This is a genomic window from Candidatus Zixiibacteriota bacterium, from assembly GCA_019038695.1.
GTDB lineage: Bacteria > Zixibacteria > MSB-5A5 > GN15 > FEB-12 > B120-G9.
Window position 1 is genome coordinate 1 of sequence record JAHOYZ010000031.1, and the last position, 22,401, is coordinate 22,401.

Genomic DNA, 22,401 nt, shown 5'->3' on the forward strand with positions numbered 1-22,401 from the left:
AAAGCAGCATGAATAATATGGATACACACTTTTACACACAACTCTTGACATTACCCACAACTCTGGGTGCACAGTTCCTGCCTTAGTGACGCCTTAACCATCGAACACTTGAGTAAAGCACAACCGTCCAGAACATCCCGGCCCAACTACCTAACCCCAAAGTGTTCACCAGACGAATCTCTAGCGACGGGAAAATCGAACTATAGAAGATCAAGATTCCGACTGCGAAAAGCGCTGAGGAAATTCCGATTCCTAGCCAGAACCAAAGTTTCTGGTGTTGACTTCGCGAAACATTGTCGGTGATCTGCTCAGGCAAGATAGTTCCCTTGACGGCATAGACCACAATAGCCACTGCTCCCAACACAGTACTGGCATGTTGCATTATGGATACGATATGTACTTCAAGATTTAGAATGCTAATTCGTGCGTGAAGGAGTGGAAAGTGGTGGGCAATTTCGCCTTCTGCATGCGTGCAGGCATCCCACAGGAAATGGCTGAGGATACCGACAATAATTGAGCTCAGATAGACAAGCCACCATCGGAGACCGTTCGGTTTCCACCTACTTGCGGCCAGACCGGAAAGCCGACGGTCGAACGGAGACGGCAGGTTTCGGATGAAGTGGTATTTAAAGAGCCAATGGAAGGCGAAGCCAAACAGTGCCCCAGCCGGCAGACAGAAGAGAAATAATCCTGACCAAGAGTGGCTGACACCCCTCGGAACAGTGGTAGCGATCAGGAAATACAACAGGTCGGGCGCCATCGCGCCAGCCATGAGACCAGTGAGTGAGAAGTACCGCGGCCAGATTGTTTTCAACGGCAGGACAATGGCTGGATGAGAAGTAGTAAAAGGCATATCTATTATAGTCGGTCAAAACAATCTGGTTGCATCGTTATTGCCAGTTGTTTTGCCGTGTTTCGAGATTCAAATATGTGTTGACAAGCTGGCCGATTACGGTATCATACCGATAGAAAGGGCATTGTAGCCCTGAGTTGTTTAACCTCAAGAGTTGTTCGAGGAGGTGTTTAGTATTGCCGGGCGTAAAAGTACGGGACGATGAGTCCTTTGAAAAAGCCCTACGTCGTTTCAACAAATTCTGTGAGAAGTCGGGAGTTCTCTCTGACATCAAGAAGCATCAGCATTTTGAGAAACCGTCGGAGGCCCGCAAGCGGAAACTTGCAGCAGCCAAGCGTAAAGTCAGACGACTGAGACGATTGGAACGACATTAAGATCGATGAGTCTTCTCGATAGAATAGACAAGGATCTGATTAAGGCCCTGAAAGCGCGTGAAAAAGAAAAAGTCACGGTGCTTCGGGGCCTTAAGTCTGACCTGAAATACCGGCGCATTGACAAGCAGGAAGATTTAAACGAGGAGGACATAATCACGGTCCTCTCCAGCTGTGCTAAGAAATGCAGGGATTCTTTGGTCGACTTCGAGAGGGGTAACCGGGATGACCTGGTGAAAAAGACCCAAGTTGAACTCGACATAATCAAGGTTTATCTCCCGGAGCAATTATCTACTGAGGAATTGCAAGACCTTATCAGGGTCACTATTGATGAAACAGGGGCGGATTCTCCACAGAAGATAGGGCTGGTAATGCAGGCTGTTATGCCGAAAATACGCGGCCGCGCCGATGGTAAGGTCATCAGCAAGCTGGCCTCACAAATGCTTGCCAACTGATTTAACAACTCCCTATATTTCTCCTAAGAGCTTCTCCAATCCTATATCGGAGTGAGGATGAATGAATTGGGTTGATGCTGTGCTTCTGGCGCTGTTGCTGGCGATGGTAATTGTTGGCATGAAGAAGGGACTGATTCGAGAATTGACAGCCCTGGTGATTTTCTTTGTCGCTATCATTATTTCAATTAATTACATAGATCACTTTGCTGTCTGGGTCCACAATCAGTTAGGTGGCTCGCCCGTTGTATCCGCCTTTTTGTCCTTTGTGATTCTTTTGACCGGAAGCTATGCCGCCTTCAAGATCGTTGGCCTGATTTTCTACAAGATCGCCGACATCAAATGGACTGGTAAGAAAGATCAGATGGGCGGTGCGCTGGTCGGATTCCTTCGTGGCTGGCTCTTGATAGGCTTTGTTACTTTCCTGGCTTTTTTATTGCCGTTGCCCAATTCTTTCTACATATCGTTTGAGAACTCTCTATTCGGTCCTGCGATTGCCAAGACCGTACCTTTGATATATGATGGGACATCGCTTTTACACCCGAACAATCCGGATTTCATAGAAAAGATCGAAACTACACTGCTAATGACCCAATCACAGACCGAGGGAGGAGCAACGTCGGAGGCCAGGGATGAGGTCTATACCGCACTACAGAATCTTCATCGGTTTTTCAATACTGGACTGGGTAGTTCCTGATTTGCCTTTCATTTCCATATGATCTGCTTATATTGTGTCCGGCCGACGGGGAAGTTACCGTCGGTCAGTGGTTTGAACTATGCTAACACCACTCGCGGGACATGATGATGTTTGATAGCCACACTCTGGAAGTACTGGAGTTCCCCAAGATCCTCGAGCTGATCTCCGGCCGGTGCATGACTCCGTTCGGTCGTGCTGTCGTGGAAGAGATTGGCCCGCTCTCCGATACTGACGAAATCGAACGCTGTGGGACTGAGATATCGCAGATGAAGGACATCATCATCTTCGGTCAGGCCTTTCCTCTCTATCGATTAGAGGACTGCCGTGAGCTGTTGAGAACATCTCAGACTGAGGGTGTTTTCATTGACCCGGAGGAGATGCTCAAAGTTCTTGAACTGGTTGAAGTATCGATGGATATCCATGACTACGACGTAGAGCGTCGTGAGCATTTTCCGACAATAGCTGTCTACCTTGAGAAAGTGCGCGCATTCCCGGAATTGAAAAAGGAAATACGGCGTTCTATCGACGAGGATGGTCACATTCGAGACAGCGCCTCATCGAAACTGAAGCAAGCGCGGATTGACCTGGCGAACAGTCGAAGACGCATTATGGCTCGTCTTCAGAATATGCAGGCAGATCAGCCGAAACAGGCCGGATACCAGGACGATGTCGTTACTATGCGTAACGGCCGATATGTCATTACGGTTCCATCTCACCGGTATAAGAGCAGTCTCGGGATTCTTCACGATCGCAGTCAAACCGGTGCCACTTTGTATATCGAGCCACAGGAGACGGTGGAACTCAACAACCGGATCAACATGCTGATGCAAGAGGAACGGTTAGAGATGGACCGTATTTTGCGCGCTATCACTGCCGAAATCGCTACACGCTCCGAGGCTCTTCTGGAGAATACGCGGTTGATAGGCAGTCTTGATGCGATTCATGCCTGTGCAGAGTTCTCCAAACGGACCGAAGGCAACCGCGCCACTGGAGCCGACAGAGCATCCTTTAATCTCATTGAAGTACGTCATCCTTTGCTCCTAATGCAAGCCGGCAAAGCCGAAGATGTTGTCCAAAATAGTCTGGAACTGAACGAAACGCGACAGGCGATTCTCGTCACCGGCCCGAACACCGGGGGCAAGACGATCGTTTTGAAGACGGTCGGCCTGGCTGTAGTGATGGCTCAGTCGGGGTTGCATATTTCTGCTGACGAAAAATCATCGGTGGGGCTATTTACGAATGTTCTGGCTGACATTGGCGATGAGCAATCGATTGAGTTGTCCTTATCGACGTTTTCGTCGCACATGGTTAATTTGATCCGGGGTGTTAAGCAGGCATCTGAAGATACGCTCCTGTTGTTTGACGAGATTGGTGCCGGAACCGATCCCAGGGAAGGGGCTGCGTTGGCGGAGGCAATCATTCTCCATGCCATCGACCACGGGGCACGCCTGTTGGTCAGCACGCACTATTCGCAATTGAAAACATTGGCCATGGATCACCCGGAGCTGGAGAACGCCTCGCTTGAATTTGACCGCAAGACTTTAGCACCCACCTACAGGCTACGGCTTGGAATCCCCGGTTCGTCCTACGCCGTTGAAATCGCCCGGCGGCTGGGTTTGCCGGATGAGTTATGCGGCGTGGCATTTGATCTGGTCGGTAGCAGTGAGAAATCCCTGACCAATCTGATCGCCTCTCTCGAAGGAGAACTGGCAATCGTCAGGAAAGACCGGGCAGATTTGACTGAACGACTGGCCCGGGCTACTGAGCTTGAACAATATTATAAAGTCCGCTCCGAGAATCTCAAGAATGACATCGAGCAGGAGAAGAAGCAAGCTCTCCAGGAGACAGAGCAATTTCTCGATCAAACCCGACGCGAGATCGAGGCGCTGGTGGCCGAAATCCGACATTCGCAAGCTGACCAGAGCAAGGTGAAGGAGTTTCATCATCAGGTCAAGAGTCGTCAGAAACGAGCCAGGGACCTTCGGAATAAGATGCGCCCCGCGCCCTCGGCACCGGATCGATTCGATGTCGGTAACAGAGTGGAGATTCTCTCACTGAGTCAGAAAGGGGAGATCGACGAGTTGATCGGGAAGAACAAAGCGAGGGTGAAGGTCGGCAATGTTCTGACCACCGTTGATATTCGTAATCTTCGCAAACTCAATCAGCCTGCCGGCCCGGCACCGCAGCCGACCTCTGCCCGCGTATCTGTGGACAGCGATCTCTCTCCAGAGATTCATCTGCTCGGCATGACTGGCGACGAGGCCAAGGAGGCGATGGACAAGTTTCTCGACCAGGCTTCTCTGGCTGGACTGTCGCAGGTTTACGTTGTGCATGGCAAGGGAACAGGGGCGCTTCGACGCATTCTGACAGCGTACTTGAAGGGTCGTCGTGAAGTCGACTCCATTCGCCTTGGTAATTGGAATGAAGGCGGTTCTGGAGTTACAATCGTCAAGCTGAAGAAGTAATTTGATTCCATCGGAGACCATAGAGCAAGTACGCCTCGCGACTGATATCGTTCAAGTTATCGGCGGGTATCTCAAGCTGAAGAAGCGGGGATCACGTTATCTGGCCGTCTGTCCATTTCACACAGAGAAAACGCCGTCATTTAGTATCTCGCCGGATAGACAACTCTACTATTGTTTTGGATGCGGACGGGGTGGGACAGTGTTCACTTTCCTGTCCGAACACGAAGGTATGTCATTTGTTGAAGCGGTGAAGTATCTGGCCGACAAGGCCAATATTCCAATTCGCGAAGACCGCGCATCAGACCAACGTCGGGAACAGACAGAAAAGATCGCTTTCGCCAACCAGGTTGCGCTGGAGTATTTTCGGAAACAACTGTCAGAGCCACGTTATGCTAAGGTGTTGGATGCTTATCTCATGACGAGGCGTGGTATCACAGCCGAATCGATTGAGAGCTTCTCACTGGGGCTGGCCGGTGAGGGATGGGACGGCCTCATCAATTATGCTAAACCGAAGGGACTGACAGCGAAGGATTTGGCCGATAGCGGCCTGGCTATCTTCTCAGAGAAGAGTGGTAAACACTTTGACAGGTTTCGGCACCGGTTGATGATCCCGATTTTCAGTTTGAGTCAGAAGCCGGTGGCATTCGGCGGTCGCACTCTGAAAAAGGGCGAACCGGCCAAGTACGTCAACTCTCCCGAGACAGCTATGTATTCTAAAGGGAATGTTCTCTACGGACTCAACACAGCTCGGGATTACATCAAGAAGACATCCTCTGCTATTGTGGTCGAAGGGTATTTCGATGTCATTTCTCTTTGGCAGGCAGGCGTCAGAAACGTCGTTGCTTCGTCGGGAACAGCTTTCACATTGGCCCAGGCAAGATTGTTGGCTCGATTTGCTGAAGAGGTCTTCCTGTTTTTCGATGCCGACTCAGCTGGCCGTAAGGCGGCTATGCGTTCGGTGGATGTTCTCTACGAAGCCGGTTTGGAAGTCAAGGTTGTGGTCGCTCCGGCTGGAGAGGACCCGGACTCGGTGGCGCGCGAACATGGCGAGGAAGGGATAAAAGAGCTTCTTGAGGCTTCCCGTGATTACCTCACTTTTCGTCTGCATGACCTTGATGTCGGGTCAGCAGGTATTATCGGGCGTGAAAAACTCGTCAAGGAACTGGGCGCTCTGGGCAGTAGAATCAGCGATCCTACTCGTCGCTCGCTTTTTCTGGCCGAGGCAGCCGCTGTCCTTGGAGTCGCCGTTGATCTGATCACCAACGTGCCGAGTGAACCAAGTCGATTTGTCGAAGACGAACAGAATCGCCCCCATCGACTGCATGCGGTTGAATCGGACCTGCTGTCACTTCTTATGAGCAATCCCGGAGCTATTGATAGTGTCTTCGAGCAGATTGGCCCCGACGATTTCGAATCGCCGGAACTTCCCCGGCTGTTTGCAGCCATGGCGCAGCAATATCGTGATCTGAGTCAGTTGGACGCGGGAGCGCTTGTTGACGCAGTACAGGATAACAAACTGGGATCATTGATTTCTTCAATCGCGGCCAAAGAGTGGAACAAAGATAAGATCGACAGCGAACTACACAGCGTTTTCACTCAATTCCTACAGAAGAAACAGAAGCGAATTCGCGAACGGTTGAGAGGAGAGCTGGAACAAGCGGAGGCGACCGGTAACCAGGAGGCGGCTAACCGCATAATGGAAGAACTGAAGAAACAAGGGTTATGATTCTCAAGCGACTTACAATTCGCAACTTCGCTCTCATCAATGAGGCCATAATCGATTTCGAAGCGGGCCTTACGGTCTTAACAGGCGAGACAGGCGCCGGCAAATCGGTTGTGGTCGGCGCGTTGGCGTTGGCCCTTGGCGGTCGAGGGGACAAAGAGTTCATTCGTCACGGTTGCGACTCGGCTAATGTTAGGGCTGTGTTTGACAATCCATCGGATGCGAAAGAGATAGAGATAAGTCGCCAGGTCAGCCGGAAGGGTGCCTCCAAAGTAAGAGTAGACGGTCAGCCATCATCAGCAAAGCAATTGCGTGAATTGACCGCGCCAACGGTTCAGATTGTCAGTCAGCATGCCGGTCAACTACTGACGGACGAGGAGAACCATCTTGACTTTCTGGATCATCTGGCTGGTACCTCGGAACTGTGTGAGGAAGTTGCGGATCTTTATGCGAGTTGGCAGCACAGCGCAGTCGAACTCCGTCGGGTTTCAAATCGACGCCAACAGTTGATCAACGAGCGTGAACTGTTGCTGTTTCAGAAGGGTGAAATCGAGCAGGCGTGTCTTCGATCCGGGGAAGAGGAAGAACTGATAACAGAGCGCAGACGTCTTGACTCGACCCAGAGTTTGATGGCTTCCGCATCTCAGATTGTGGGGAATCTTTCCGGTGACGCTGATCATTCGGGAGTGGTGGATATGGTGGGTGCGGTTCGCAAAGAACTGGAGAACATGGCCGAAGATGATCCGACGCTCAGCAAACAAGTCGAAGCGGTGGCAGAGATTGATTTTCAAGTTGAAGAACTAAGGCGTTCTATTGAGCAGTATGGTGGAACGCTTCATGATGATCCGGTTCGTCTAGAGGAAGTCAATCTGCGGTTGGATGAAATATATAAATTAAAAAAGAAGTATGGCGGTTCCGAAGAAGCTGTACTGGTGACGCTGGAGGATATTACAGCTCATTTGAAGGACCGTCCAGATATTGACGGCTTGCTCGACACACTGACTGCCGAGACGGACAAACGACGTCAGACCTATGCTGGGAAAGCGGTTGCGCTTCATCGAGCACGGAAGAAAGCCACAAAGGATATTGGTCGGAACGTCGTTAAAGAACTATCCGGTCTGGCTATTGACGGCGCTCGATTTGAATGTGAATTGGTAAGTGATGATGATGATGACGGAATTTTCGTTAATGGCCGTGCTCTCAAACCATCCTCTTATGGTTTGGAGACAGCCCGGTTCCTCTTCTCCGCAAATCCGGGTGAGCCTATGAGGTCGTTAGTGAAGACGGCATCAGGGGGCGAGATGTCCCGTGTTCTGCTGGCGTTGAAATTGATTGAGCGAGGTCGCGCCGGACTAAAAGAGAATCTGTTAGTGTTCGATGAGGTTGATGTCGGTATCGGCGGCCGTACGGCGATTGAGGTTGGGCGCAAATTGAAGACGTTGTCGGAGAGTTGTCAGGTCGTTGTCATTACTCATCTGCATCAGATCGCCCGCCTTGCCGACCACCACTTCCTGGCTACAAAGATCGGCGAGAGCACGAGTGACATATCTGAGAAGAGCGGAATCCGTACGACAATAACGATCCGTAAGCTGGACGCAGTAAATATTGATTCTGAACTGGCGCGGATGGTGGCGCTCCCGGAAGAAGAAGTACAACCGTAGGCATATGAATTTTGACAGCTGCGATACTAACCATCTATGAATATCGAACTATTTGACTACGAATTACCACGCGAGCTGATCGCCCAGTTTCCGGCTCGTCGGCGAGATCAATCGCGTCTCATGATTCTGAACCGCGACGATGACAAAATATCGCGTATCTGTTCGTTTGGGAATATTACCGATTATCTTCATTGTGGCGACGCGCTCGTTGTTAACAATACGAAAGTGTTCAAGGCTCGTCTGTTTGGCCATCGTAAGACCGGTGCCAGGGTTGAGGTCTTTCTTATCCGCACAGTCGGTGACGACAAGTTGGCCTGGTATGCTTTTGTCTCTCCATCGCGACGAGTCAAAGTAGGTGAGACGGTTCTATTTGACGTATTGGGATTGCTTCTGGAGCAAGATGTCGGTGGTGGGCGTTGGATAGTTCGGTTTGGATCACTATCTCAGCGTGAGAAGATCATCAGTCGCTATGGCCATGTGCCCTTACCACACTATATCAAGCGTGATGATATCCCCGGTGACCTACGCCGGTATCAGACGCTTTTTGCAGATCAATCGAAGATCGGAGCAGTTGCAGCACCTACGGCTGGATTTCATTTCACTCGCCCATTGTTGGGTTCGTTAAAGGAAAAGGGCGTTCGTCTTGTTGAACTTACATTGCATGTCGGTCCCGGCACGTTCAAGCCTGTCTCGGTTGATAAAATTGAGGATCATGTGGTCGATCCGGAGTTTGCGGAATTGACGCCGGAATCGACAACAATCCTAAATGAAGTCCGACGAGAAGGGGGGCGAGTCATGGCCGTTGGCACGACATCAGTGCGAACGCTCGAATCGGCGCCGATTGTCGATGGTGTTATCCAACCCTTTTCCGAGATGGTCGATCTGTATATTCGACCAGGATACGATTTCAAAGTTGTTGACCACTTGATTACAAATTTCCACCTGCCCAAATCTTCATTACTGATCTTAGTTTCCGCCCTGGCTGGGCGGCAGCGTATTATCGAAGCCTATCACGAGGCGATTAGGCAACGTATGCGCTTCTACAGTTATGGCGACGCAATGCTGATACTATAAAACCCTTTCTTGACCGAAGTGTCACACTTATATTCAACAACATGAAGATCGGTGCCATTATCGTAGCGGCTGGTAGTTCGGTTCGCTTTGGTGGAGATGTCCCCAAGCAGTTCCGTCAGGTATGTGGTCGACCATTGCTGTCATGGACAATCAGCCGGTTTCAGGCATCTCAGCGGGTTAGTCAGATAATAGTGGTGGTGGCTGAAGAACACCTGTTGTTCGCGGCTGAGAAAGTGGTTGATCCGTTTCGATTTGACAAGGTAACCAATATTGTCAAGGGCGGTGATACGCGGCAAGAGTCGGTAGCTCGTGGTCTCGCGGCGTTGCCAATCTCTACGGAGTATGTGGCTATTCATGACGGCGCACGTCCGCTGACCTCGACAGGCGATATCGACCGCGTGATTGACACGGCCGTCAAAGAACGGGCGGCAATACTGGCCGTGCCGGTGGCCGACACGGTCAAACGGGCCGCTGATGGCTATGTCATTGCCACACTTGATCGGTCGCGGTTGTACGGGGCGCAGACACCACAGGTGTTTCAGTACGATCTCATAATAGAGTCTCACCAGGCTATGGAGACGGGTGATTGTGAATTCTCCCCGACCGATGATTCGGAATTGATCGAAGCGCGTGGATTCAAAGTCAAACTGGTTGAGCCAGAAGACATCAATCTAAAAGTAACCACCCGCGATGATCTGGCAATTGTTGAGGCCATTCTTCTGAGGGACAATAATGACTGAGATAAGAATTGGATCTGGTTTTGATGTTCACAAGCTGGTGGAAGACCGCGATCTTGTTATCGGCGGAGTCAGGATTCCGTATGAGCGTGGGCTGGAGGGTCACTCCGATGCCGACGTATTGCTCCATGCAATCATGGATGCTCTACTCGGTGCGGCAGGGTTGCCTGATATCGGGCAGCAGTATCCGCCTTCTGATCCTGCTTACAAAGATGCCGACTCGAAGGGGTTGTTGGCTCAAGTAGTTCGCATCGTACAGGATGCAGGTTTCGGACAGATCGTGAACATTGATGCGACTATCATAGCTGAACGACCGAAGATGGCGAACCATATTCCAGCAATGAAAACGGCGATAGCTAACCTCCTGAAGATCGACCCTGGGCGGGTGAATGTGAAGGCAACTACCACCGAGGGGCTTGGGTACATTGGCCGAGAGGAAGGAATAGCCGCCAGCGCGGTTTGCCTTATCAGCAACGATGGGTGAAAATGTTCAACAAGTAAGCCAGTGGTTGGATTGGATATTTACCTATGGTTCAGGATGGGTGTATGTCGTTCTTTTCGTGGTCTGTTTCATAGAGAATGTGTTTCCGCCGTTTCCGGGTGACAGTTTTATCGTTGCTACGGGAGTACTCGTGGCGTTTGGTCGACTTGACTTTGTGTTGAGCGGTGTTCTTATCGCGGCCGGTGGACTTTCGTCGGTGATGCTCATGTATTATCTCGGACGACGATATGGACGAGATTTCTTTATGCGAAGGAACTTCAAGTATTTCCCAACTGATGATATTGTTCGTTTTGAGAAACAACTCAAGAAGTGGGGGGCATTGCTGATGATCTTCTCGCGTTTCGTAGTCGGTTTCCGTTCAGCGATTGCGGTGGGTGCCGGTATGGGGCGCTACGCTCCGGTGCGTATGGTTGCCTATTCATTCATTTCGTACACTTTGTTTGGCGGTTTGTTGATCTATTTGGGTTACGCATTGGCCGAGAACTTCGACCGTATCGCATATCTCTGGCGCACCTATAACTCAGTAGCCTGGGGTGTCGTTATCGTTCTGGTTAGCAGTCTGGTTACCTGGAGAGTCCTTAAGGTGAGGAGAGGAGTATAGATGAAAGTGCTTCTGTTAGCAGGCGGCAGCAGCTCCGAGCGGGAGGTTTCTTTTGATTCCGGACGGGCCATCTATGAGGTGCTGCATCGTCTGGGACATGAGGTGACGGCGCTTGATCCTGCTTTTGGGGTTGGACTTCTAAATGAAGACCAACGATATGTTATCCCCGAATCAATAGAGGGGGAAACGTTACCCAATACGATTGACGAACGGGCCGTCGTTACTTCACTGACACCTGACGCGCTCGAAGATGTAGACGTTGTTTTTATCGGTCTGCACGGCGGGACCGGTGAGAATGGGACGATCCAATGTCTGCTTGATCTGGCTGGGAAGAAATACACCGGGTCCGGCATGACTGCCTCGACGGTGGCGATGGATAAGAATATGACCAAACGTCTCGCAAGGTCAGCCGATGTTCGCACTCCGACCTGGGCACTCTGTTCCATCGAGGACGGCATAGAAGAGACGGAGATCCTCGAACAGATTCGCAGCAATTTCAGTCTACCTTTGATAGTAAAACCCAATCAGGGTGGTTCGACGGTCGGCCTGACAAAGGTCGAGACCCTTCGACAACTCTATCCAGCACTGGTAAAGGCTTCTGCGGAGTGTCCTCAGGTGTTGGTGGAGCAGTACATCAAGGGCCGTGAACTGACAGCAGCGGTGTTGGATGGTGAGGCATTACCGGTGGTCGAGATAGTACCCGAAGGCGGCCTGTATGATTATGAAGCGAAATACACCGAGGGGAAGTCTAACTATATTGTCCCGGCGGAGATTAGCCGCGAGATCAAGGAGGGGTTGCAGGAAGATGCGACCATCTTATATGACATGGTGGGGGCGTCAGGTTTGGCACGAGTAGATTTCAAACTTGATGAGAACGAGAAGCACTTCTTCCTGGAAATAAATACATTGCCAGGAATGACCGCGCTATCTCTGGCACCTATGGCGGCCAAGGCAGGTGGGATCACATTTGACGATTTAATTATCAGGCTTCTGGATTCGGCACTCAAAAGATAAGGTACGTTTGTGGATAAGTTATCACCAAAGGCAGTCATTTTTGACCTCGGATCAACACTAATCGAATACGAAACGCTCGGTTGGAGTGAGTTGGCCATGCAGGCCACAAACAGTACCTGGGATTTTTTGTCTTCCCGGGGATATGAGATTCCTGAGAAGGAACACTATGTTGAAGTGTTCGAGAGCATCAAACATCGCTATCGCGATCATGCTCTCAAGACTCTCCAGGAGTGGACTGTTCCTCAGGTTGCGACTGAGGTGTTGAAGGGGCTGGGATTGGAGCCGGACGGTAAGTTGATCGATGATTTCTTTGCCGCCTACTATGCTCCGGTAGAGGCGCAGTTGTTCGCCTACGACGACACTATTGAAACTCTTGAGAAGATTCGAGGGACCATTCCGGTCGTGGGTTTGATCTCCAACACGATCTTCCCTGAGCAAACGCATCATGGCGAACTAGAACGTTTTGGAATAACACCCTTCCTGGATTTCACACTCTTCAGCTCCACTTTTGGCAAACGCAAACCGCACGAGGATATCTTTATCAAGGCGGCTAATCTTGCCGGACTGGCTCCGGCGGAATGTGTGTATGTGGGGGACCGGTATGTCGAGGACATTGAGGGTCCATCCGGAGTGGGGATGTCGGCTATTCTCAAGATCAAGGAGGGTCGGGAGTATCCTGAAGAGATGCCTCTGGCGACGCGCAGGATTCACACCCTGGCTGAGCTTGAGGAGCATCTCGAATTATGAGTGGACGAGTAATGCGGGGTGGATTATATTCTCTGAATGTCCCGACCGCCGCACGAAACGGCAATGAAAGACACGAGTAATTAATGGAGATAATATGGATCGCACAGAACTCTTGCTAAAAGAAATCACCGAGGCCAATGGCGTGTCCGGCTATGAAGGTGAGATTCGCCAGATACTGAAGCGCGAAATGGAAGGGCTGGTTGACGAAATTCAGCATGACCGGCTCGGATCGATTATCGGCATCAAACCTGGAACATCCGACCGACCCCGTGTGATGATGATTAGCCACATGGACGAAATTGGCTTTATGGTCAAGGAAATCACATCTAACGGCTACATCAAGTTCCTGCCCCTTGGAGGTTGGTGGGGTCATTTAGCTATGGGCCAGCGTGTGCGGGTTATGACATCCAAGGGACCGGTATTGGGAGTCGTTGGTTCTCAACCACCTCACATGGTGCCGATGGAAGACCGCAAGAAGGTTGTGGAACTTAAAGATATGTACATCGATGTGGGTGTTCAGAAGAAGTACGACATCAAAAAGAAACTGAGTATAAAGGTAGGCGATCCGATCGTACCCGACAGCGAGTTCACAATTATGGGCAATCGCAAGATGTATATGTCCAAGGCGTTTGATAATCGGGTTTCCTGCGCCATTGTTCTTGATGTTCTGAGGAAACTCCAGAAGACCAAACACGCCAGCACAATCCTTGGTGCTGCTAGTGTGCAGGAAGAGGTTGGCCTTCGTGGTGCTCAAACAGCCGCGTTTGTCGGCGACCCTGATGTCTGCATCGTTATTGATACTGGTATCGCTCGTGATATGCCGCCGGAGGGGATGGATCGTGACGAGCGTCTGGGAGCCGGACCCGCAGTGTTGATATATGACGCTGTGATGATCCCAAATCTCAAATTACGCGATCTGGTGATTAGTACAGCCGAAACCAAGAAGATACCATATCACCTGTCGTATATGGAACGAGGTGGCACAGATGGTGGTCCCGTACATAAGACAGGTGCCGGAGTACCTTCGATTGTGATCGGTCCGCCCGTTCGGTACATTCATACCCATAATGCAATTCTGAATCGTACCGACTATGACAATACGGTCAAGCTGGTTGTGGAAGTGATTAAAAAACTCAACGACCGGACAGTTAAGTCATTTACGAAGGATTAAAACGACTATGGCGCTGAGATTCAAGAACAGCTTTACGCGGACCAAGGAAGAATTTCGCTCGATTGACGAGGGCAAAGTGCGTATGTACACCTGCGGCCCGACGGTTTACAACTATGCCCATATCGGCAATTTTCGGACATATATGTTCGAGGATTTGTTACGACGGTATCTCAAGTACAAGGGTTACGATGTAACCCAGGTGATGAACCTGACAGATATTGATGATAAGACGATTCGTGATTCGCAGAAGGAAGGCGTGTCGCTGAAGGAGTTCACGGACCGGTTTGTCAAGGCGTTCTTTGATGACCTGGACAGTTTGGGTATCGAGCGTGCTGAGCACTATCCACCTGCTACCGAACATATCCCCGAGATGGTAGTGTTGATCCAGAAACTGGTCGAGAATGGACTTGCCTACGAAGTCGATGGCAACTACTACTTCCGCATATCAGCGTTCAAGGACTACGGCAAATTAGCTCATCTTGACTTGGATGGCCTCAAAGCTGGAGCGCGTGTTGCGGCTGACGAATATGAAAAAGATTCAGTCTCGGATTTCGCACTCTGGAAAGCATGGGATGAAGCCGACGGTGATGTCTACTGGGAAACGGAACTTGGCAAGGGCCGTCCGGGTTGGCATATTGAATGTTCGGCTATGTCGATGAAATTTCTTGGCGAGACATTTGACATTCACACCGGCGGCGTGGACAATATGTTCCCCCACCATGAGAATGAGATTGCTCAATCGGAAGGGGCTACCGGTAAGAAGTTTGTCAACTACTGGATGCACAGCGAGTACCTCATTGTTGAGGGACGCAGGATGTCCAAGTCCCTGGGCAATTTCCACACGCTTCGAGACCTGATGAAAAAGGGATACTCCGGCGTTGCCGTACGATATTTGCTACTGGCGACTCATTACCGCCAGCAGTTGAACTTCAGTCTTACCGGTTTGGATGCTGCAAGAAAGGCGGTCAATAGGTATCTTTGCTGCGTGTCGAATCTGGGCGAGTATTCCGGAGGAGATTCTTCGGGAGGTGAGGTCGAGAAAGTTATCGAAAAGGCGAAGTCCGGGTTTGAATTGGCGCTGGATGATGATCTTAATATCTCGGGAGCACTGGGTGTCGTGTTTGATTTCATTCGCGACATCAATCGGCTCAAAGCGGAGAATCGACTTTCAATTGAAGAGCGCGACAATGCCCTATCCACGATTCGTCGGCTTGATGAAGTCCTGAATTTCTGCTTTGAGGCTGGAGAAGAAGGCATCGATGCTGAGATTGATGGCCTGATTGAGCAGCGAGCAGAAGCCCGTAAGAACAAGGATTTCGCATTGGCCGACAAAATACGAGATGACCTGGCTGCGTGTGGAATTATTCTTGAGGACACTGCTCAAGGTGTAAAGTGGAAGCGGAAAGCATGATTCTCATATTTGTCGAGCGATCTTAAGGACTTGACAAGGACGTCCGTTTTTCGTACAACCAAGTGTTGATATGGCCGGCGTAGCTCAGATGGTAGAGCAGCTGATTTGTAATCAGCAGGTCATCAGTTCGATTCTGGTCGCCGGCTTATCTTACACCGCAACAACTTAACAATTGTCAATTATGCGTCTCTGATTGGAGTCAGCAGGTCTCCATCAGGGGCGCATTTTCCCACGACAATCGGGCCAGTCCTTTCCAAAGCGCATATTGGGCCACGCCGACATCAGAGAAAGGTACGTTCACATAGACGAACGTGCCATGGTGGCTGTTCATGAAGCCCACAGTCCGGTCAGAAAGTTGGGAGTAGGTTGACAAATGAGAATGCGAAGCGTATAGTCGGGATACGCTAACAGAGGAGAGAAAGAATGAAACAAGTAGCGACTATTCTTATATGTCTACTCACTTTAGGGTGTACTCGAACATCTATACAATCTTTGATACACCCTGAGTTGGGAGACAGGGTATATACACATATTTGTGTCCATGGTAATTTCGACAATATTGAATTGAAGAAAGCAATCGAGGATAAGGTAGCTTCTGAAACGAAGAAGCGCAGAGTTGAATGTATCAAATTCAGCGAAGTCTATTCGTTCTACTCCAGCGATGATTCTATCCTTGCCGATCTCCATGCTAAACGAGTACAGGCGATACTTGTTATTACGCCAGGTAAAGCGGGGACAACTGAATTCTATATCCCACCAACAACTACTTCGACAACGACAGGTTCAATAACCAAGACAACTGCATCAGGTGGCTATAGGGGGGTGAATCCTTGGTCTACCACAACTGCTGAATTATACGACATTCAGACGGGGAATAAAGTTTGGAGAGCATCCGCCTCAACAAAAGGTAACGCTTTTGCTAATTTTAAAAACTTAGCGCGTTCTGTCGGAGGGAAGATAGTTGTAAAACTTATGCAAGACGGACTTATCCCCTAATGCACCCTCGCTATTGGTGGCTGTTCAATTGCTAAGTTGCTCGACCGACAAGCCAAACATTTTCTTGACTTTGTCGTATTGGATATGCAATACAGTTGTAAGAATGCAAATGAAGGAACGTGATGACCGTTATTGATGCACAGGAACTGTCCAAGGCCTATACCGATGGGTTCAAGAAACGCAGTATCCTGGCGCTTGATGCCGTCACGTTTTCTGTCACTCAGGGGGAAATCTTCGGCCTGCTGGGACCTAATGGGGCAGGCAAAACCACGTTTATGAAGGTAGCGCTGGGAATCGTGCAGGCTACATCCGGACGAATAAACATTACGGGGCGACGCCCCTCTGATCCTCGATCGCGCCGCAAAGTGGGTTATCTTCCAGAGAATCATCGTTTTCCGATTCATCTTACCGGTCTGGGATTGCTTCAATTTACCGGTCGTCAATACGGTCTTAGTGCTTCAGAAATCAGTGATCGGACAGATTTGTTGCTTCCGATGGTAGGCATGGACAAGTGGGGAGAAACGAAGATTCGAAAATACTCCAAGGGCATGCAGCAGCGTATCGGTCTGGCGCAGGCACTGATGCCTGACCCGGATGTGCTGATGCTCGACGAGCCGACTGATGGTGTCGATCCGGTGGGCAAGGTAGAGATACGCACCGTGCTAGAACGGATCAGGGGGGAGGGGAAGTCGATTGTTCTCAATTCGCATCTGCTGGCGGAGGTCGAGAGCGTGGCTGATCGAGTCGCTATCTTGTCGCGTGGTCATATAGTACGGATCGCCAGTATCGACGACCTTACCCAGCGTCAGTGCCAGTTCAAAATCAGAGCTGAGATTGGCAATCGTCTGGTTGAGGTACCCGAGGAAGTGGGTAGAATACTGAGCTTGTCCTCTGGAGGGCTGGTGGTGGAGTTGGTAGACGATGATAAGATTAACTTCGTTATCGACGAGCTACGGATGAAGAAAATAGCCATTCGATCCGTAGAGCCACTGAAAGTATCGCTGGAACAGTCTTTCATCGAGGCCATAACCCAACCAGTTGCGGACGATGGGGATGGAGAAAAGGCGGAATCATGAATGGGATGATACATGACTGCCTGCTGGAGATGGTTGACCGCAAAGCTATCTGGATGTTCGTGGTGGTGACGATCATTGCCGCACTCATCATAGTGGCTACCAGTTCGTTCAGCGCTCAATTCGAGATCGAGGGTCAACCCGATGTTGACCCACTTGGCGGTGTGATCGATGTTGCTGCCACCAAGGGACTGGCGTCGCATCTGGGCTTCATGATGTTTCTGGCTGTGTTTGCAACGGCTGGAATTATCCCCAATATGCTGGTGCGCGGACGGGCGGAATACTATCTGTCGAAACCGATTTCGCGTACTACTTTCTATCTTGGTCGTTTGGTCAGTATCTGGTTGGTGTACGGTGCCACGATTGTTGTTTGTGGCCTTGTTACGTTGCTGCTTCTGTATCTATCCCACGGTTATTCGAATGCGAACGTGGTCTATCTTTTCGTCGAGTGTTTGTTTTCGTATTTTATATGGCTGAGCATCACGACTTGCGCCGGGATTGTTTTTGGCTCGACGGCGCTGGCGATGATGACCGCTTTTCTGACGTATGTCTTGCAGATAATATTGAGTTTCCACGAAGTATTCCACGATTTCGTTGGCGATAAGGCTATCGCCAAAGTGGGTGACTTTCTCTACTATATATTCCCGAAGACGGGCGAGATCGGTGAGATCGGCGAGAGTTTGGCTATGGGTGAGACAGTTGGTAGCTGGATGCCCGTCTGGTCGTCGCTTCTGTTTGCGCTGGCTCTAATCTGGACTACAGTGCTTGTGTTCAATCGCAAGGACTATTAACAACCGGGGCACTGACTCAATCCGCTTTACACTCCAAAGCTTGCGTCATATATTCCGCTAGCTAAAATTGGTGATAATGACTCAAGGAGGACTCGATGACGCCGTTCGCCTACCTGAAGAAAACTGAGAAGCAACGCAGCAAAGACCTCTTCACATTTCTGAAATTCCCCTCCGTCTCTGCCAAGTCCGAACACAAAAAAGACGTAGCGGCGTGTGCTCGTTGGCTCAACGATCACTTGAAGGGTATTGGATTCAAATCCCGCGTCGTCAAGACAGCTGGACATCCAATAGTCTATGCCGAGTACATGGTCGACAAGAAACTTCCGACCGTGCTCTACTATGGTCACTATGATGTCCAGCCACCAGAGCCGCTTGAGCTATGGAAATCACCGCCATTCAAACCGGAAGTCAGAGCCGGGTACATTTATGCTCGTGGTGCTACCGACGACAAAGGACAGACGTTTGCCCAGATTAAGGGTCTTGAAGCTGTGATCAAGACGACCGGGACGCTTCCCATCAACGTCAAATTCGTTGTTGAAGGAGAGGAAGAAACACACTCGGTCAACCTCCCGAAGTTTATTCGCCAGAACAAGAAGCTGCTTAAAAGCGATATCGTGGTTGTATCCGACACTGCCCAGTTCAACAAACAGCTACCGGCCGTAACTTACGGTTTGCGCGGGATTGCATCAGTTGAAGTATTCGTATATGGTCCCAATCGCGACGTACACTCTGGATCATTCGGCGGTGCCATTGCCAATCCAGTGAATATTCTTTGCTCGATGGTTGGTCAGCTCCATGACAAGAATGGTCGAGTGACTATACCTGGTTTTTACAAAAATGTGAAAGCTCTGACCAAATGGGAACGTACTCAGTTCCGCAAACTGCCCTATAAGGAAAAGGACTACAAGAAGTCGCTAGGTATCGGGGCGATTCATGGTGAAAAAGGCTACACGACTTATGAGCGTCAGTGGGCACGTCCTACTTGCGATGTCAACGGAATAACCGGCGGATATCAGGGTGAAGGTGCCAAGACGATCATACCGTCAATGGCGTCCTGCAAGATTACGATGCGTCTGGTGCCGAACATGGACCCTAAGGACGTTTGCAACAAGATCGAGAGATTCCTGCAGAAGATCGCTCCCAAATCGGTCAGAGTCAAAGTTGACAAGCATGGCGGCGCCAAGGGTGTTGTTGTGCCTACCGATGGTCCCTGGCTGGAAGCATCAGCACGGGCTATCAAGGCCGGTTTCGGCAAAGCTCCGGTATTTATGCGTGAGGGAGGTTCGATCCCGATCGTTGTCGATTTTAAGGAAGTCCTTGGTTTGGATACCCTGCTGATCGGGTTTGGTCAGAACGATGACAACATCCATTCACCGAACGAACGTTTCCGAATCGCCGACTTCGAGCGCGGTTGCAAGACATCGGCCGTGCTGCCGGTGGAACTCGCAAAAGTGGACAAGTAGCCATGGACTTGGGATTGAATGGTAAACGGGCGCTGGTTACCGGCGCCTCGGCCGGGTTGGGCAAAGCGGCCGCGACGGCTCTGGCTCAAGAGGGAGCTATTGTTACTATTAATAGTCGCGATCAGGAAAAACTGGCACAGGCAGCCTCCTCAGTTGAAGAACAAACGGGGCAGAAGCCAGCCCTTGCGGTGGGTGATCTATCAAATCCGGAAGATGTAGCAAAAGTCATTAAGACCGCCGGTCAGGTTGATATTCTCGTATCTAATACGGGCGGTCCGCCACCGGGAGATTTCCTCGTTCATTCCGCTGAACAATGGACTGAGGCAGGGGAGTTGTTGCTGCACTCAGCGATCAATCTCACCCGTGCGGTTATCGGTCCCATGAAAGAACAGGGCTGGGGACGGTTGATCTATATTACGTCGGTGGCTGTGCTGCAGCCGGTGGACAGCTTGATATTATCAAACGCGTTTCGGGCTGGATTGACCGGGTTTTGCAAAACAATATCAAACACCTACGCCCAGTATGGTATTACCGCCAATACCGTCTGTCCGGGATATACGGCCACTGAGCGTCTACAGCAACTTGCGGATAAATTGGCTGCCGATGCCGGATCTTCGCCTGATGATATAATGGCGGGATTTGGCGATGCAACTGCGGTCGGAAGAGTTGGCCAACCGGATGAGCTTGCCTCACTGATTGCGTTTCTCGCCGGAGACCGGGCAGCGTATATCACTGGTACTTCGATTCCGGTCGATGGTGGACTGGTCAAGAGCCTGATTTGATTCACTGCCCCCAAAGGGAAGATCGATGAAGATATTTCACCCGCGAGGAAGAGCAATCGAACTAGCTCTGAACAAGCTGAAACAGGATGGTGTTGTACACCCGGAAGCCCAGTTCAATTACGAAGCTGAGGACGGTTTAAGGCGAGAAGTGACCTATCGTGACGACGACCTGCAATATCGGCTGGGTAGATCTCCGGCGGAAGTAGAGGTAGTAGATACTGCCCTTGAGATGCTCATATCGATGAAGCTTGTGTCTACCGATGCCGGCTACAACAAGCAGAGCTTCGACAGCCTTAGGTTTGCAGTGAAAAAGGAATTCAAGGGTTCGTGGACAAGCATTACGCCTGTGATGGAACGCTTGCTGTATATGCTGACTGCGGTCAAGAGACCTAAGCGACTTGTTGAGCTTGGCAGTTTCTGGGGCAATACGCTGGCCTGGTTTGCGGGTCCCTGTGTTGGACGTAACAGGGAGTACCAGGCAGAGAGAATCTATGGCATAGACATTGATATGAAAATGACAGAACTGGCGAAAGAGAACTTCGCCCGATTGGAGAAAACTGAGTCAGTAGAGTTGATTGGCGAGGATGCCGCTGTCACATTGGAAAGAATCGACGCTCCGATAGATTTTCTGTATCTGGAAGCAAAGGATGAGAACTGCAACAGCGGTTACCTCGAGTTCCTTCAGCAGGTTTATGACAAGCTACCCGAAGGATCGTGGGTGATCGCGCACGATACGACAGCTTATGATCATCAGGATGATCTGCGAGAATACCTGGTCTGGGTGCGGGATGTACGCAATTTCTCAGAGAGCATTTCATTCGATGTCGACCGCTTCGGCCTGGAGCTATCCATCAAGTAGCTGATTACCTGATGAGCAATACAGCACCAGAAAAGTCAGAGGCTACCACATCGGGCGCTCTGGTCGTTGGTGTTCTGCTAGGGCAGCAACTACTCGGAGCGCTGACGTTTCCAATTGCTAAATTCGGCCTGGACTTAATCGAACCCTTTACATTTGCCTTCTATCGCTTTGTACTGTCGTCAGTTGTATTGTTGGGTATCGTTCGATGGCGGAAGGCCGGTATTCCGATAGAGCGCAGTGATTACATCAAGATTATTGGTCTTGGGTTCTTGATTATTCCGTTTAATCAGGTTGCTTATCTGTATGGACAGAGGCTTACTGCCGCCGGGCATGGGGCATTGCTTTTTGCAACGGTGCCGATTTGGGTGTTCATCGCGGCACTGATTCATCTCAAGGAGAAGTTCGTGTTACGCCGGGCAATCGGAGTTGCCATAGGTCTGATTGGTGTTTCCGTAGTGGTATCGACTGGCGCTATTGAGTTGGGAACCGAGTATCTTCTGGGAGATCTCATTATCCTCGGAGCGGTGATTGCCTGGGCATACTATTCCGTATGGGGGAAGCCACTGGTGGAAAAATACGGCGCTCTTCGTGTTACAGCTTATGCTTTGGCCTCCGGGTCGGCTCTGTATTTTCCATTTGGGCTGTATCGGGCAACTATCTTCGACTACACTGCAGTATCGATCGGGGCCTGGCTGTCGGTAGTGTACGTGGCCCTGGGTGTATCAGTAGCGGCGTATGTGATGTGGTACTGGGTTTTGGCGAGGAGAGAGGCTTCAAGTGTCGCGGTTTATCACAATATCCAACCGGTGATTGCTGCGGTGGTAGCTTACGTCTTTCTGGCCGAACCGATCGGCTGGCCATTCGTAATTGGCGGTGTGGTTGTTCTAGCCGGTGTCGTTATTACTGAGTCTTAGCGAGTATCTCCCATTCCGGTGAGTAGCTTTTTCAGCATGATACA

Annotated in this window: 22 protein-coding genes and 1 tRNA gene; 22 read left to right on the forward strand and 1 reads right to left on the reverse strand. The window is 50.5% G+C overall.

The genetic code is table 11. The features are described from left to right. Positions 1-82 precede the first annotated feature (82 nt). On the reverse strand, positions 83-853 hold the full coding sequence (locus KOO62_10510; GenBank protein MBU8934425.1) for a DUF4184 family protein: 771 nt from the start codon (positions 851-853) through the stop codon (positions 83-85). Positions 854-1,029: 176 nt separating this feature from the next. On the opposite strand from KOO62_10510, the gene rpsU reads away from it, so the two are divergent. From rpsU to KOO62_10620, 22 genes are all read left to right on the forward strand, one after another. Beyond that, positions 1,030-1,227, forward strand: a complete 198-nt coding sequence (gene rpsU / locus KOO62_10515; GenBank protein ID MBU8934426.1) for a 30S ribosomal protein S21 — start codon at positions 1,030-1,032, stop codon at positions 1,225-1,227. A gap of 5 nt (positions 1,228-1,232) precedes the next feature. Further along, positions 1,233-1,679, forward strand: a complete 447-nt coding sequence (locus KOO62_10520) for a GatB/YqeY domain-containing protein (GenBank protein ID MBU8934427.1) — start codon at positions 1,233-1,235, stop codon at positions 1,677-1,679. A gap of 61 nt (positions 1,680-1,740) precedes the next feature. Beyond that, positions 1,741-2,373 (forward strand): CvpA family protein, encoded by a 633-nt coding sequence (locus tag KOO62_10525; GenBank protein MBU8934428.1) that lies wholly within the window; start codon positions 1,741-1,743, stop codon positions 2,371-2,373. A gap of 101 nt (positions 2,374-2,474) precedes the next feature. Beyond that, positions 2,475-4,838, forward strand: coding sequence for an endonuclease MutS2 (locus KOO62_10530; GenBank protein ID MBU8934429.1), 2,364 nt, complete (start codon positions 2,475-2,477; stop codon positions 4,836-4,838). Position 4,839: 1 nt separating this feature from the next. After that, positions 4,840-6,564 carry a DNA primase gene (gene dnaG / locus KOO62_10535; GenBank protein MBU8934430.1) on the forward strand — a complete coding sequence of 575 codons (1,725 nt, stop codon included), beginning with the start codon at positions 4,840-4,842 and terminating at the stop codon, positions 6,562-6,564. Further along, on the forward strand, positions 6,561-8,222 hold the full coding sequence (recN, locus tag KOO62_10540; GenBank protein ID MBU8934431.1) for a DNA repair protein RecN: 1,662 nt from the start codon (positions 6,561-6,563) through the stop codon (positions 8,220-8,222). Before dnaG ends, recN begins: the two co-directional genes overlap by 4 nt. Positions 8,223-8,258: 36 nt before the next feature. Next, the gene (gene queA, locus KOO62_10545; protein MBU8934432.1) at positions 8,259-9,296 is read left to right on the forward strand and encodes a tRNA preQ1(34) S-adenosylmethionine ribosyltransferase-isomerase QueA; all 1,038 of its coding nucleotides are present in this window, start codon (positions 8,259-8,261) and stop codon (positions 9,294-9,296) included. 41 nt (positions 9,297-9,337) lie between these two features. After that, positions 9,338-10,036: a 2-C-methyl-D-erythritol 4-phosphate cytidylyltransferase gene (gene ispD, locus KOO62_10550; GenBank protein ID MBU8934433.1), complete on the forward strand. Its 699-nt coding sequence runs from the start codon at positions 9,338-9,340 to the stop codon at positions 10,034-10,036. Continuing rightward, positions 10,029-10,517, forward strand: coding sequence for a 2-C-methyl-D-erythritol 2,4-cyclodiphosphate synthase (gene ispF, locus KOO62_10555; protein MBU8934434.1), 489 nt, complete (start codon positions 10,029-10,031; stop codon positions 10,515-10,517). The genes ispD and ispF overlap by 8 nt, the downstream gene beginning before the upstream one ends. Then, the gene (locus tag KOO62_10560) at positions 10,510-11,136 is read left to right on the forward strand and encodes a DedA family protein (protein ID MBU8934435.1); all 627 of its coding nucleotides are present in this window, start codon (positions 10,510-10,512) and stop codon (positions 11,134-11,136) included. Before ispF ends, KOO62_10560 begins: the two co-directional genes overlap by 8 nt. Next, positions 11,137-12,150 carry a D-alanine--D-alanine ligase gene (locus KOO62_10565; GenBank protein ID MBU8934436.1) on the forward strand — a complete coding sequence of 338 codons (1,014 nt, stop codon included), beginning with the start codon at positions 11,137-11,139 and terminating at the stop codon, positions 12,148-12,150. 9 nt (positions 12,151-12,159) lie between these two features. Further along, complete coding sequence (locus KOO62_10570) at positions 12,160-12,897, forward strand: HAD family hydrolase (protein MBU8934437.1); 738 nt, start codon at positions 12,160-12,162, stop codon at positions 12,895-12,897. Between the two features lie 94 nt (positions 12,898-12,991). Further along, the gene (locus KOO62_10575; GenBank protein MBU8934438.1) at positions 12,992-14,068 is read left to right on the forward strand and encodes a M42 family metallopeptidase; all 1,077 of its coding nucleotides are present in this window, start codon (positions 12,992-12,994) and stop codon (positions 14,066-14,068) included. Positions 14,069-14,075: 7 nt separating this feature from the next. Continuing rightward, a complete protein-coding gene (gene cysS / locus KOO62_10580) occupies positions 14,076-15,479 on the forward strand; it encodes a cysteine--tRNA ligase (GenBank protein MBU8934439.1) in 1,404 nt (467 codons plus the stop codon). A 73-nt stretch (positions 15,480-15,552) separates the two neighbouring features. Then, a tRNA-Thr gene (locus KOO62_10585) sits at positions 15,553-15,625 on the forward strand. A 277-nt stretch (positions 15,626-15,902) separates the two neighbouring features. Further along, a complete protein-coding gene (locus tag KOO62_10590) occupies positions 15,903-16,475 on the forward strand; it encodes a hypothetical protein (protein ID MBU8934440.1) in 573 nt (190 codons plus the stop codon). Between the two features lie 122 nt (positions 16,476-16,597). Continuing rightward, positions 16,598-17,551 (forward strand): ABC transporter ATP-binding protein, encoded by a 954-nt coding sequence (locus KOO62_10595; protein MBU8934441.1) that lies wholly within the window; start codon positions 16,598-16,600, stop codon positions 17,549-17,551. After that, positions 17,548-18,339 (forward strand): hypothetical protein, encoded by a 792-nt coding sequence (locus KOO62_10600; GenBank protein MBU8934442.1) that lies wholly within the window; start codon positions 17,548-17,550, stop codon positions 18,337-18,339. The genes KOO62_10595 and KOO62_10600 overlap by 4 nt, the downstream gene beginning before the upstream one ends. Before the next feature lie 95 nt (positions 18,340-18,434). After that, the gene (locus KOO62_10605; GenBank protein MBU8934443.1) at positions 18,435-19,802 is read left to right on the forward strand and encodes a dipeptidase; all 1,368 of its coding nucleotides are present in this window, start codon (positions 18,435-18,437) and stop codon (positions 19,800-19,802) included. 2 nt (positions 19,803-19,804) lie between these two features. Continuing rightward, positions 19,805-20,584: an SDR family oxidoreductase gene (locus KOO62_10610; protein ID MBU8934444.1), complete on the forward strand. Its 780-nt coding sequence runs from the start codon at positions 19,805-19,807 to the stop codon at positions 20,582-20,584. Positions 20,585-20,609: 25 nt separating this feature from the next. Next, on the forward strand, positions 20,610-21,443 hold the full coding sequence (locus KOO62_10615; protein MBU8934445.1) for a class I SAM-dependent methyltransferase: 834 nt from the start codon (positions 20,610-20,612) through the stop codon (positions 21,441-21,443). 11 nt (positions 21,444-21,454) lie between these two features. Further along, positions 21,455-22,357, forward strand: a complete 903-nt coding sequence (locus tag KOO62_10620; protein MBU8934446.1) for a DMT family transporter — start codon at positions 21,455-21,457, stop codon at positions 22,355-22,357. Positions 22,358-22,401 lie beyond the last annotated feature (44 nt).